Annotated in this window: 10 protein-coding genes; 6 read left to right on the forward strand and 4 right to left on the reverse strand. The window is 59.1% G+C overall.

What is annotated here, in order from left to right:
* Nucleotides 1-8 precede the first annotated feature (8 nt).
* The 6 genes from PH547_RS06140 to olsC all read left to right on the forward strand — a co-directional run bounded on the left by PH547_RS06140 (nt 9) and on the right by olsC (nt 6845).
* Nucleotides 9-1052, forward strand: a complete 1044-nt coding sequence (locus tag PH547_RS06140) for a Gfo/Idh/MocA family protein (protein ID WP_285167771.1) — start codon at nt 9-11, stop codon at nt 1050-1052.
* A gap of 297 nt (nt 1053-1349) precedes the next feature.
* Nucleotides 1350-2450, forward strand: coding sequence for a helix-turn-helix transcriptional regulator (locus PH547_RS06145; RefSeq protein WP_285167772.1), 1101 nt, complete (start codon nt 1350-1352; stop codon nt 2448-2450).
* A 263-nt stretch (nt 2451-2713) separates the two neighbouring features.
* The gene (locus tag PH547_RS06150; protein ID WP_104823952.1) at nt 2714-3538 is read left to right on the forward strand and encodes a class I SAM-dependent methyltransferase; all 825 of its coding nucleotides are present in this window, start codon (nt 2714-2716) and stop codon (nt 3536-3538) included.
* 258 nt (nt 3539-3796) lie between these two features.
* Nucleotides 3797-5200 (forward strand): voltage-gated chloride channel family protein, encoded by a 1404-nt coding sequence (locus PH547_RS06155; protein ID WP_285167773.1) that lies wholly within the window; start codon nt 3797-3799, stop codon nt 5198-5200.
* 43 nt (nt 5201-5243) lie between these two features.
* A complete protein-coding gene (gene crcB, locus PH547_RS06160) occupies nt 5244-5633 on the forward strand; it encodes a fluoride efflux transporter CrcB (protein WP_285167774.1) in 390 nt (129 codons plus the stop codon).
* Between the two features lie 366 nt (nt 5634-5999).
* Nucleotides 6000-6845 (forward strand): ornithine lipid ester-linked acyl 2-hydroxylase OlsC, encoded by an 846-nt coding sequence (olsC, locus tag PH547_RS06165; protein ID WP_285167775.1) that lies wholly within the window; start codon nt 6000-6002, stop codon nt 6843-6845.
* A gap of 87 nt (nt 6846-6932) precedes the next feature.
* Here olsC and PH547_RS06170 read toward each other — a convergent pair whose 3' ends face one another.
* From PH547_RS06170 to PH547_RS06185, 4 genes are all read right to left on the reverse strand, one after another.
* Entirely contained in the window at nt 6933-10256 is a 3324-nt protein-coding gene (locus tag PH547_RS06170; protein WP_285167776.1) for a thiamine pyrophosphate-dependent enzyme, read from the reverse strand.
* 229 nt (nt 10257-10485) lie between these two features.
* On the reverse strand, nt 10486-11487 hold the full coding sequence (gene olsE / locus PH547_RS06175; RefSeq protein WP_285167777.1) for an ornithine lipid hydroxylase OlsE: 1002 nt from the start codon (nt 11485-11487) through the stop codon (nt 10486-10488).
* 213 nt (nt 11488-11700) lie between these two features.
* Entirely contained in the window at nt 11701-12366 is a 666-nt protein-coding gene (locus PH547_RS06180) for a GNAT family N-acetyltransferase (protein ID WP_285167778.1), read from the reverse strand.
* Nucleotides 12367-12400: 34 nt separating this feature from the next.
* Complete coding sequence (locus PH547_RS06185) at nt 12401-13084, reverse strand: pyridoxamine 5'-phosphate oxidase family protein (RefSeq protein WP_104823946.1); 684 nt, start codon at nt 13082-13084, stop codon at nt 12401-12403.
* Between the last annotated feature and the right edge of the window lie 26 nt (nt 13085-13110).

Raw genomic sequence — 13110 nt, forward strand, 5'->3', positions numbered from 1 at the left:
GGTACAATATGCGTCTCATAGTTGTTGGCACGGGCGGCATGGCGAAGAACCATGTGGAGCATTTCGCCCGTATTCCAGGTGTCGAGGTCGTTGGTGCCGTGGATACGGATGCGACGAGGCTCACGGCCTTCACCGATATGTTCGATATCAAGAAGCGCTTTTCGTCGCTGGACGAAGCGCTCGCCTGGGGCGAGTTCGACGCGGCGACCAACGTCACGCCGGATCGGGCGCATAATCCGACCACCTTGCCGCTGCTTGCCGCCGGCAAGCATGTGCTCTGCGAGAAACCGCTTGCGGAGAATTACGACAAGGCGCTGGAAATGACGGAGGCGGCCGAACGCGCCGGCGTCGTCAATATGGTGAACCTTACCTATCGCAATGTCGCGCCGCTGCAGAGGGCACGCGAGATGGTGATATCGGGTGAGATCGGCACGGTGAAGCATGTGGAGGCGTCCTACCTGCAAAGCTGGCTGGTCTCGAGGGCCTGGGGCGATTGGCGCAGCGAATCCAAGTGGCTGTGGCGGTTGTCGACCGGTCATGGTTCGAACGGCGTGCTTGGCGATATCGGCATCCATATCCTCGATTTCGCCGCCTATGGCGCGGCAACGGATATCGACCACGTCTTTGCCCGGCTGAAGACCTTCAACAAGGCGCCGGATGAGCGCATCGGCGAATACACGCTCGACGCGAACGACAGCTTTTCGATGACGGTCGATTTCGCCAATGGCGCGCTCGGTGTCGTGCATGCCAGCCGCTGGGCAACGGGGCATCTCAACGAGCTGAAGCTGCGTATCTATGGCGAGAGAGGCGGGCTGGAAATTTCCCATAGTCCGGCTGGCTCCGAGCTGCGTGCCTGCCTCGGCGATGATACCGAAACGGCGACATGGAAGGTTATCGAGGTTCCGCCGGTGCCGACCAATTATCAGCGCTTCGCCGATGCCGTCATGACCGGCAGCCATCAGGACCCGACCTTCCGCCATGCCGCCAACCTGCAGCGGGTGCTGGATCTTGCGATGGTCACGGAAGTGGAGAGACGCGAACTAAAGGTTTGACAGCACCTCTTTTTTACCTTCGACGTTCACGCGGTCGCCTTCGGGCGGCCGTTTCTTTTGAAGACAGTACAATTCCAAGGTATATTTTGTTTTTATTATTAAAACGATGATATCGTTGATTATTTTCTATATATTAGACATATCGTATATTGAGAATATTCTATAAAATATCGCTAATACCAAAAATGTTTCTTGAATTATTTAGAATTTATATCAATAAACTGATTCGCACATAATACTTATGGGTATGGTGGGTGAAGTGCTTGGATCGGCCGATCAGGCCGAGGTGAGGGGACAATGCGGTTTGATCTCCATGCGCTAGACCGGGCAACGGACGGATTCTTCGGCGCTGCGCTGGATCCGACGCTGTGGCCGGTCGTGCTGGAGAAGGTCTCGGCCGCGACCGGATCCTACGGCGTCAACATCGCGCCGATCGAAGGTCGGTTGCTGAATACCTTCATCGTCACCGAAAGTCTTATTCCCGCGATGGAGAATTATTTCGCGGAAGAGTGGTACAGGCAGGACTTTCGCAGACAGAACGTGCCGATCATGAGACGTGCGGGAGTGATGGTCGAGCAGGATTTCGCGGGGGAGGACGAGTTCAAAACACTCGACTTCTACCATTCCCAAGAACGTTTTGGCCTGCGTTGGTCGGCAATAATAGGTTTTTCGTCAGGTGACGATCTCCTGGCTTTTGCCTTGCAGCGGCGGATCAAGGACGGTCCCTACAGCCGAGAAGAAGCAAGAAATTTATATCGCATTCGTCAGAAACTTATGATCACGGCGAGAATTATGCGCGACATATCCGCAAGTGAAGTGAAGGGCATGGCGGCCGCCTTCGAAATGGCCAACGTCGCCTGCGTCTTTTTCGATCGGATGGGCCTTGTGACCACCGTCAACGAGAAGATGCGCCGATTGCTCGGCCCCGATCTGCAGATCACCCAGGGGCAAATGCGTCCGACCCGCAAGGATGACGCAAACGCATTCGACCGGCAGCTCAAGGTCGTATTGGGCGAAGACAACCTGCTGACAACGGGGGAGCCTGATATCCTGCTGCTCAGCCGCAAAGGCAGGCGGCCGCTTATCGTGCGCATGCAGCGTCTCGATGGCGGCATGCAGGATATTTTCTGTCATTCCTGTGCCTTTGCGACCATCGAGGACCCTGAGGAGAAAGTCCACCAGCGCCCGGCAACCCTGACCAAGCTTTTTGGATTGACCCGCGCCGAGGCGGAAATTGCCCTGCTGCTTGCCCAGGGTATGACGCTGCACGACATCGCCGCCCAGCGTACCGTCAGCTATCAGACTGCCCGCGCCCATTTGAAATCGATCTATCGCAAGACGGACACAAACCGGCAACCGGAACTCTCCCTACTGCTTGCAGGGATCAGGATGGCGTGAGGAGCAGAGCCGGTACAGCCGACGAACGCCCTGAGCCTTAGCGAAGGGCCGGGTGGCGCGGTCAACGTGGTGTCTGAAGGCGATGGGATAGTTCTGCCCATTTACATCGAACTGCGCAAACCCTTGCTCGATCCCGATCTGCCCTATGCACCATTTGCCGGGCCACCAGATACGCCGTGTCGCTGCAACCGCTTGACGCAGCGGGGGCGGGGGCGCAGCATTCTTTCATGATCGTGTGAATGCGGGTCATGGGAGAAGGGGTCATGTCCACCGAAGAACAGGTTGCAAGCCACTATACGCGTGGATCACTGGAGGCGACGATTCTCGGCGGGCTCACGGCCAGTGGCAAGGATATCGAGCATCTCAGCATCGACGATCTCGCCGGTGTCGATGAATTCCATCTCGGGCGGCGCGAGGCTACGGTGGAATTCGCCAAAGATCTCGATTTGCTCGATGGCATGCGGCTTATCGACATCGGATCAGGGATTGGCGGTTCGGCGCGCTATATAGCCAGCGAGTATGGTTGTATCGTCACCGGTGTCGATCTGACCGAGGAATTCGTCAACGTCGCCAATGCCCTGACCGCGCGATGCGGCATGACCATGCAGGTGTCGTTCCATCAGGCGAGCGCGCTGGCGTTGCCTTTTGCCGATGAAAGCTTCGAGCGCGCGACGCTGATCCACGTCGGCATGAACATCGAAGATAAGGCGTCGTTGTTTGCTGAAATACGGCGGGTGCTGAAGCGTGGCGGCCGGTTCGGCCTTTACGAGATCATGCAGGTTCGCGACGGCGCGGTGCCTTATCCTATGCCCTGGGCAATGACGCCGGAAACAAGTTTCGTGTGCAGTCCCATGACCTATCGTCAATTGCTCAAAGGGGCCGGCTTCACGGTGGAGTTCGAACAGGATCGCAGCGCATTGGCGATCCGGATGGCGCAGGAGATGCGCGCCAGCGCCGCAAACGGCGGGCAGGGGCTGAGCCTCGGCGCGCTGATGGGGCCGAGGGCGGCGGAGCGGATGGGCAATGTCAGCACATCGGTCGGAGGCGGCTTGCTCGCTCCTATCGAAATGGTTGCCAAAGCCGATTGATGAAGACCGTGCTTGCGACGCCGGATTGACAGGGGCATTCGCCTATCTGTATGGAAAATCCAACGGTAATGGATTCTGCCGGGCCATGGTGGCCGAACCGCTGCTCTGAATTTTCAGGGTCGCTAATGACTCCTACTCAATACGCCCGATGGGGCGACGGAGTAGAGTCATGTCCGCAATCCTGTTGTCACCTCTTTCTTGTTCAATGATCATTGTCCCCGACAGGCCCACCGCCGGTCTTCCGGGAGAGGCGAGCTGATGTCCGCATTCTCATTTTTTCATTATCGCTTTCAGCAACTGCGCAGCATATTCAAATGGATCATCCTGGTAGTGCCGATGGCTGCCGTGGTCGGGTCGCTCTGTGCATTGTTTCTGTGGAGCCTCGACCGGGCGACGGCTGCGCGTTTCGATCATCCCTGGTTGATCTTTCTGATGTCGGTCGCGGGCTTTCTGATGGTGTTGGTCTACCAGCGTTTCGGCCGGGGCGCGGAGGGCGGCAATAATCTGATCGTCGAGCAGATCCATGAGCCCGGCGGCGGCGTGCCGCTGCGTATGGCGCCGTTTATCCTTGTCTCGACCGTATTGACGCATCTGGTCGGCGGTTCGGCGGGGCGCGAGGGAACGGCAGTACAGCTCGGCGGCAGTATTGCCAGCGCCTTTGCCAAGCTTTTCCGATTAAGCCACGCCGAGGTTCGTATTCTGCTGATGGCCGGCATTGCCGCCGGTTTTGGTGCGGTGTTCGGTACGCCGATTGCCGGCGCGATCTTTGCGTTGGAAGTGCTGACGATCGGGCGCATGCAGTACGAGGCTTTGATCCCTTCTCTTGCTGCAGCGATTGCGGCCGACTGGATATGCCATGCCTGGGGTATCGAACATGTTCAGTATCATATCGTCTATCTTGCCGGCACTCCGGCGAGCGCGTTTCATCTTGACACGCTGCTGCTTGGGAAAGTCGGCATCGCCGGCGTGCTCTTCGGGCTGATGGCCCGCTGCTTCAGTGAACTTTCCCACGGGATGTCGGCGGCCTTTAAGAGCATCTGCGCCTACGCGCCGGTCAGGCCCGTCATCGCCAGCGCAGTCCTGATCGGCCTCGTCTATGTGCTCGGCACACGCGAATATTTGGGTCTCGGTGTCTGGTCGCCCAATGCCAGCGACGCGACGATTCTCGGCTTCTTCGATCCGGCGCGCATCGACTATTGGAGCTGGTTTTGGAAGGCGGTCTTCACGATTGTGACGCTCAGCTCCGGTTTCAAGGGCGGGGAGGTGACGCCGCTGTTCTTCATCGGTGCTGCGCTCGGCAACGCCGTTGCCGCCGTTCTCGGTGCGCCGGTCGATCTCTTCGCGGCTCTCGGCTTTATTGCGGTTTTCGCAGGCGCTACGAATACGCCGCTTGCCTGCATGATCATGGGCATCGAGCTCTTCGGCGCGACGCATACGGTCTATTTCGCCGTAGCCTGCTTTCTTGCCTATATCTGCAGCGGTCACACCAGTATCTACCTGTCGCAGCGTATCGGTATCGCGAAGAGTGCCGCCGCCAATCCCATTCCCCCCGACGTCAGCCTTCGCCATCTTCGCGATCTCGGCGTCAATTCACTCGGCGACATGATCGGCAAAGTTCGCCAGACGTCATTGCAATCCCAAGGGAAAGGTTCGGAGCCATGATCAGCGACAAGCTTGCCGTTCTAATTTTTACCAGGGGAGTTTCATGAACTATCTGATCGTCTTCCTTGGCGCTGGATTGGGCGGCGCCTTTCGTCTCGGTGTCAATCAGGCGACCATCCGTTTGTTTGGCCTCGGCTTTCCCTTCGGGACTCTCGCCGTCAATGTCGTCGGCTCGTTGATCATGGGCCTGCTGACCGAATATTTCGTTCTCCGCAGCGGGCTGCCGCAGGAGTTTCGGCTCTTTCTGACCACAGGTATCCTTGGCGGCTTCACGACATTCTCGACCTTTTCATTGGATGCGGTCGCGCTCTGGGAGCGGGGCCAATGGGCGATTTCGTTGATCTATGTCGCGCTTTCGGTCGCCTTGTCATTGGGCGCATTGGTGGCCGGGCTCATGATCATTCGGCTGCTCGCGCAAAGCCAGACGGTATAAACTATTCGCTTAGGGGTGAACGCTCGATAAGGCGCGGCTATCGAAAATGTGAAGTTGCCTGCGGCAAAAGGCGTCGCTGCCGGCCGTATTTTTGCCGATTCCGCAGCGCAGCATTTCGGAGAATTCGTTGGGATTTCATCGCATGACAAGACGCCGCTCTCACGAACGGTTTCCCTTGCGGAATTCGACTAACGAACTCATATAATCGCCTATTATGATCGTTGCATAACAAAGGAGTCGCGCGCCGATCAAGGATGGGCCAGACAAAGGCTGCAATTGTCGGACCTATCGCCCTCCCAAGATTTCCACGCAACTTCCTCTGAGACAAGATTTCCTCCCTCCCAATATAGCCCCTATTAGACAGACATGACGGAGAGCACTTTGAGCGTACCAGCTCCCACAACCACTGAGCCGCGTGCTCCGGAACAAACCTTCGGCACGGCCGGCATCGCGCCGATGGATCGCCCCAGCGCAATGACGCGCTTTTTCATGAGCATCGTCGCCTGGGCCGAAAGCCTCAATCTGAAATACGCCAAACTCGGCAATCCGCCGGTCTATGACAATGCGACCTTTCCGTGGGCCGCCGAGATCGAGAAAGACTATCCCGCGATCCGCGCCGAGCTGGAAAAGGTGCTGCAGCGACAGAGCGAACTGCCGACCTTTCAGGACATCTCCACCGATGTGAAGACCATTTCGACGGATAGCCGCTGGAAGACTTTCTTCCTTCTTGGTTTCGGCGTGAAATCCGAACAGAACATCAAGGCCTGCCCGAACACCTGGGCGGCCGTGCAGAAAATTCCGGGCCTGAAAACGGCGATGTTCTCGATCTTCGAGCCAGGCAAGCATCTCCCGGCTCATCGCGGCCCCTATAATGGCGTGCTGCGCCTGCATGTCGGCCTCATCGTGCCGGAGCCGAACGACAAGCTCGCCATCCGCGTCGACAAGCAGATTTGCCATTGGCAGGAAGGCAAGGCGCTGATCTTCGACGACGCCTATGAGCACGAGGCTTGGAACCACACCGACAAGACCCGCGTGGTTTTGTTTGTCGATTTCGTCAAGCCGCTGAAATTCCCGGCCCGCATTGTCAACTGGGCGCTGATGAACCTGGCGATCTTCACGCCCTTCATCCGCGAAGGCCTCGACAATCACAAAGAATGGGAAAAGAAGTTCTATGCCGAAGCCGAGGCGCTGAGAAATCGCCCGAAGGCATAGGCTACAGCGCGTATAGATCTTACAGAAAACCCCGGATCCTAGGAGGATTCCGGGGTTTTGTTTTGGTCGGTCTGAAGCCGGTTACAGTTATTTTATCGTGCGCACGATGGCTGCGCCCGACGTCATGCCGCCGCCGAAGGCGACGAGGCCGAGGTTGAGTGGCTCAGAGCGTTCATTGGCCACATGCATCATGGCGAGCGGGATGCTCGACGAGCTGGTGTTGCCGTAGGTCTCGATGACGCTGAGTGCCGGCCGGCCACTGCGCTTGGCAATGGTGTCGATGATGCGTTGGTTCGCCTGATGCGGCACCAGAAGATCGAGATTGGCGAGCTCAAGCCCGGCATCGACGCAAGCGTCCTCGATCGAGCGCGACATGGAATGCACGGCCTCGGTGAAGACCGAGCGGCCGTTCATCGAAATGACGCCTTCGTCCGGCAACGGCACGTAGAGAAGGTCACCCGGCTCCGGACGGCCGCTGATGACCGGACGGCTCGCGGCAAACAGCGGATTGCGGGCCATGTCGCGGCTGGTGACCAGACAAGCCGTGGCGGCGTCGCCGAACAGGATGGCGGTGGAAAAATCGTTCATGTCGAGCAGCGGCGACAGCACTTCCGAGGTGACGATCAGCACCTTGGCATCGTTCTGCTGGGCGATGAAATCGTAGGCCTGCTGCAGGGCGTAGAGATAGCCGGAGCAGGCGGCTCCCATGTCATAGGCGGCAAGCGATGGCCGCACGCCGTCTTCGGCAACGGCGACCGCAACGCGGCTTGCGAGCGACGGCGTGGCGATATCGGGCGTGCCGGTGGCGGCAATGACGAGATCCATATCGTGGATCGTCATATTGGTCTGGCGCAGGAGATCGCGGACAGCCTTGGTCGCGAGGCTCAACGTGCCTTCGTCGGGGCCGACCCAGAAGCGGCTCTTGATGCCGGTCAGGGCAAAGATTTCCTCGGCGCGCCGGTTCGGCCAATTGTGGATGATATCTTCATTGCTGACGCGGCGGGCGCCGGTCGCAAAGCCCATGCCGCTGACGGCAATTTCGGTGAAATTGCCGGAATGGCGGCGTAGCGCCGGGATCGAATGCGACTTCAACCGACGCAGCACGAATTTATTGTGGGTCTCAGAGGCCAGCGCGAAGTTGCGTTCGCTCAGGTCACGGTTGGCATCGACAGTCAAAAGCGCGCTGTCGGTGGCGATCTGATCGCCGATCTTGGCGAAAACCTCCTGAACAACGCCGCCGATATTAGCGCAGATTTCAACCGAAGCCTTGGTCGCCTCGACCACGGCGACGAGCTGGCCAACCTCGATCGTATCGCCGGGCTTGACCAGCATATCGGTCACCAGCACGCTTTCATCGGCCGGGCCGGAGCCGATAGCCTTGATGGCTGCGGTCGGGCCGGACTTGTCCTCTTCATGCCAGGTGACCTCGCATTCGAGAACCTCGGCCATCAGATCGACCAGCTTGCTGTAGGACGGCAGCGTTTCCAACTGATTGCGGAAATTGAAGGGTACATGCGCATCCGAGCGGGCAAGCCGACGGACGATGACGGGCACGTCAGTTTTCTCGGTGACGGTCGCGACGACTTCGGCGCCCATGCCGACCGTGCGATTGTCTTCGTGCACCACGATCAGGCGACGGGTGCGCTTGGCGCTGGCGAGCACTTCCTTCTCGTCCCAGGGTGAGATCGAGCGAAGGTCGATGACTTCCACCGAAAAACCCTGGGCTTCAAAGGCGCTTGCCGCCTTGGCACAGAGCGAAACCGTGTTGCCGTAAGTGACCAGCGTCAGGTCGCGGCCGCGTGCGACATAGCGCGACAGGCCGGGGCGGACGAAATGCGTGTCGAGATCGGTGGATGTGCGGCCGTCGGAGTTGTTGAGCACCGCCTTGGGGTAAAGGAAGACGGTCGGGCGGCGTGACTCGAAGGCGGCGTTGAGCAGGCCAGCGGCATCGCCGGCGCTGGAGGGCATGACGACGTCGATGCCCGGCGTATGCGCCAGCATGCTTTCGAAGCTCTGCGCATGAAACGGGCCGAGGCCCGGCTTATAGCCGCCGCAGCTCACCATCAGGATGACGGGCGATTCCCAGGCGCCTTGGGTGCGCCAGTACATGCTGCCCATCTCCGAGACGATCTGGTTATAGGCGAGCGGCAGGAAATCGGCGAATTGGAGGAAGGCAACCGGCCGCTCGCCGGCAAGCGCACGGCCGACAGCAGTGCCGACAATGGTGGATTCGCTGAGCGCCGCATTGCGCACCCGCTCGGGATATTTCGTGCTGAGGCCGCGGGTGACGCCAAAAACATCGCCCTTGGGATCTTCGATGTCCTGGCCGAAGAGGACGACATCGGGATTGTCGGCAAGCTGCTTGTCGAGCACGCCGTTCAGCGCTTCGCGCATGGTCAGGGTGACCGCGCTCTTGCCGCCGCGGTATTCGGGGGTTTTGTCGAACGAAGCCGGGTAGGGCGCTTTCGCCTCCGGCTCGACATGCGGCGCATCTTCCTTGCGGGCAAGGGCTGCTTCGGCCTGCACCTCGGCAGTCAGGTCCCTCTCGATCTTTTCCAGCGCATCGGCATCGACACCTGCCTTCAGCAGGGCGGCACGCAGATTGACCAGCGGATCGCGGACGGAGCCGGTCTCGATCTCATCCTGGGTGCGATAGGTTTTCTGGTCGTCGGCGTTGGTATGGTCGGATAGGCGCTCGACGTTGAGGATCACCAGGCTCGGCGTGCGGTTGTTGCGGCTGTGGCGGACGGCTTTGCGGAAAGCTTCGCGCGATGCCTGCAGATCGTCGCCATCGGCACGGATGATATCGAGGCCGTAGAAAGAAGAGGCGGGCCCGGTCGGTAGGTCGAAGAAGGTCTGCTTGGTGGTGCGCGTCGAGATGGAGAAACTATTGTCTTCGATGATGAAGACGACGGGATATTGGCTGCGTACGGCTTCGGCCACGGCTTCGACGAATTCGCCCTGCTGCGTGGTGCCGTCACCGACGCAACAAACGGCAATCGGCATGCCGGACTTGTGCTTCAGCGCGGCGCCAACGCCGACGGCATGCAGTGCATTATTGCCGACGGGGCCGACGATGGAGGTGATGTTGAGAGCGCGGGAGGAAAGATGCGCGCTCATCTGCCGGCCGGAGGAATGGGAATTGGCCGTGGCGAGAAGGCTGGAGAAAAACTCACGAATGGGCATGCCGCGCGCCAGCATCAAGGCTTTGTCGCGATAATGCAGATGCAACCAATCGTCATCATGGAGGAATTCATTCAGCAGCGCCGTCGACTCATGTCCGGCACCGGAAACGTGAAAATGTGCTATGCCTTGCTTGATGAATTCTCGTTCAAGCCGGTCTATTTCACGCGATGTGAAAAATATTCTATGAAGTTGCTTGAGATGATCTGGGGTAAATCTCCCTTCCATTTCAATGATTTTCCTAATCTGTCATGACCATCAATTTGCGTCGGATAGGTAACGCCGTGGGGTATCTTTTTCAATACACGTTAGATGACAATATCTTCTCGGTTTGAAATAGGTTTCCGAGCATTGGTTGCATCCAGGCATTTGGCGGCGCCGGTTTCGATGAAAAAAGTCTATACCCTCCGGCCATCTCCTGGGCACTTCGGCACCAACCGGCGGATGCCGTTCATCATCATCCTTCAGCCCGTTTTCGGATCGGTTCGTCGGCTTGCTTACGAAGGGAGGCCTTCCTTGCTGCCAGCTTTTCCTTGGCCACCAGCTCCTTCGGCTTTTTCCCGATGATCTGCCTGCGTCCCTTGGTGGAGAAGGGCTGCACGAGCTGGGCAAGGAAGCCCTTGGCAACCTTGCCGCTGATGCCGATGTCGGTGGAGGAGGGGCGCGGCGGATTGTAGTAGGTGCCGAGAATCTGGTCCCAGATCACGAGGTTTTCGCCGTAATTGGTGTTGCCCTCGGAAAGCAGTTTCGAGTGATGCCAGCGGTGCAGGCGCGGCGTCGAGAGGAACCAGTCGAGCGGGCCGGTGCGCACGTCGATGTTGCAATGGGTGAGGAGGCCGATAAACGCCGTCACCGCGCCAATCCACAGGAAAACCGGCAGCGGCGCACCCAAGAGATAGAGCGGGATCTGGCCGAGCGCGATCTTGAACAGCGAATCAATGATGTGGAAACGCCCGGTATTGATGACCCACAACCGCTCGACGCTGTGATGCAGGGCATGGAACCGCCAAAGGGACAGGTACTCATGCGCAAGGCGATGGGCGGCATAGAGGCCGAATTCGGCGATGATTAGTCCCAGCACGACCTGCAAGGCCAGCGGCCATTGCTCCGGCCATATATGGGCCTGGTGGCTCAGGAGAGGCTGCGCCACGGTCGCCACCGCCATCGGAAATGACGTGCCAATGGCTGCTGCGATCTGCACGCTGCCTTTGCTCAAAAGCGTGTGCGCGATATTGCTGATCGTCTCGCCGTCGCGTTCCAGCCAGGTCTCCTCATAGGGCATAAGCCGCTCGAAAAGCGCAATCGTCGCGACGATGGAGAGGTAGACGACATTGAACCAAAGGAGCCGCATCGGCGACTGAAACGCGAAATAGGAGCCTGTCAGTCCGGCGCAAAAGATCACCGGCCACAACAAGGATGAAACAGCAGCGTAGAGACGCGAACTGTTTTGAAATGTCATGCCATTATCCTCGGATTCTAATCGATCGGGGTGGGGTGGCGCTAAAAATATGCGCGATATGTACCGCGATGATTGTGGGCGAGGAAGCGAAATCTTGAGTTCGTCGGAAGCGTTTGCGTTTCTCTCATGTTGCAGAACGCGTTCCGGGCGGTCTGACAAGGCCGATGTGGCCGGCGGTCATCTCTCGAATCGGAGCGACCGCCGGGTGCGCGATCAGCGGTCGAACGTCAGCCTGCTCTTCTGCTGCCCGGCCTCGTCGAAATTCTCAGGAGACAGCCATCTCTCGTAGCCGGCCTTCAGGCGCGGCCAATCGGCGTCGATCATCGCGAACCAGGCGGTGTCCCGGTTCGTGCCCTTGGCGACCATGTGCTGGCGGAAGATGCCTTCGAAGGTGAAGCCGAAACGCTCCGCAGCGCGCTTCGATGGCTCGTTGAGATTGTTGCATTTCCACTCGAAACGGCGATAGCCGAGCGTATCGAAGACATAGGAAGCGAAGAGATAGAGCGTTTCGGTGGTGACGCGGCTGCGCGCGATCGCCGGCCCCCAGAGGATGCTGCCAATCTCGATGACGCCATGCACGGGATCGATGCGCATCAGCGCCTGGCGGCCTTCGGCCTTGCCGGTCCGCTTGTCGATCGTAGCGAAAAACAGCGGGTCGGTGCCGGAAGCGGCCTTTTCGAGCCATGGCGTGAAGGCGGCGAGATCGGCCGGTGCATTCTCGAACAGATAGCGGAAGCGATCTTCGGCACCGGGCGCTTGCGCCGAGGCGTAGAGATCAGCGCCATGGCGCGCCGGGTCGAGCGGCTCCAGCCGGACATAGCGGCCTTCCAAAGTGATCCGTTCCGGGCGCGGCACGCCATTCCAATTCGCAAGGTCCATATCGAAGTCCTTTGGTATCAAATCAAAAAATAATCTATCTAATCCGGCCCGATTGTATCAGTGCCGCCAGCGGTTCGGGTAGCTCTATCCCATGCGGCAATCCCGGTGCCGCTTCCGCCGGAGCCAGATGGCTTCGCACCGGCAGGACGCCCGCCCAGACGGGGAAATCCGCCTCGTCAATATCGCCTGGCGGGCCGTTACGGACCTTGGCCGTCGCCTCGTCTATTTCCATCCTCAGGACCGATGTCGCTTTCACCTCCTGGCGGGTCATCGGTCGCAGGCCGTCCCAGCGGCCGGGGAACAGATTTTCGATGAAGCGGCGGAGCGCATCGGCCTTCTCCTCGACATCCTCGAGAAGGCGGGCCGTGCCGAAAACCATGGCGGAACGGTAGTTGACCGAGTGGTTGAAGGCGGAACGGGCAAGCACATAACCATCCATGAGGCTGCAGGTGAGGCAGACAGGCATATCCTCAGCCGCGCGCAGAAAGCGGCTTGCCGCCGAACCGTGCCAATAGACATGGTCGCCCTCGCGCCAATGCAGCGTCGGCGTCACATAGGGCGCACCATTGATGACATAGCCGACGTGACAGAGGGGTGATGCATCCAGAATGGCATGGACATTCGTGCGAGCATGGCTGCCGCGATGATGTTCGCGCCGCACGCGCGAGCGTTCGGTGGTCGGATAGTCGTCAGCTTGGGGCGGGTAAAGGTCAGCCATCGTTTCCTCACTGGTATCATTTTGAT

It is taken from the genome of Rhizobium cerradonense (genome assembly GCF_030182455.1).
Taxonomy (GTDB): Bacteria; Pseudomonadota; Alphaproteobacteria; order Rhizobiales; family Rhizobiaceae; genus Rhizobium.

Coding starts and splice junctions, on each gene's coding strand:
- PH547_RS06170 (WP_285167776.1), bottom strand. CDS start 10,256: ATGGAAGGGAGATTTACCCCAGATCATCTCAAGCAACTTCATAGAATA.
- PH547_RS06185 (WP_104823946.1), bottom strand. CDS start 13,084: ATGGCTGACCTTTACCCGCCCCAAGCTGACGACTATCCGACCACCGAA.
- PH547_RS06150 (WP_104823952.1), top strand. CDS start 2,714: ATGTCCACCGAAGAACAGGTTGCAAGCCACTATACGCGTGGATCACTG.
- PH547_RS06145 (WP_285167772.1), top strand. CDS start 1,350: ATGCGGTTTGATCTCCATGCGCTAGACCGGGCAACGGACGGATTCTTC.
- olsE (WP_285167777.1), bottom strand. CDS start 11,487: ATGACATTTCAAAACAGTTCGCGTCTCTACGCTGCTGTTTCATCCTTG.
- crcB (WP_285167774.1), top strand. CDS start 5,244: ATGAACTATCTGATCGTCTTCCTTGGCGCTGGATTGGGCGGCGCCTTT.
- PH547_RS06155 (WP_285167773.1), top strand. CDS start 3,797: ATGTCCGCATTCTCATTTTTTCATTATCGCTTTCAGCAACTGCGCAGC.
- PH547_RS06180 (WP_285167778.1), bottom strand. CDS start 12,366: ATGGACCTTGCGAATTGGAATGGCGTGCCGCGCCCGGAACGGATCACT.
- olsC (WP_285167775.1), top strand. CDS start 6,000: ATGACGGAGAGCACTTTGAGCGTACCAGCTCCCACAACCACTGAGCCG.
- PH547_RS06140 (WP_285167771.1), top strand. CDS start 9: ATGCGTCTCATAGTTGTTGGCACGGGCGGCATGGCGAAGAACCATGTG.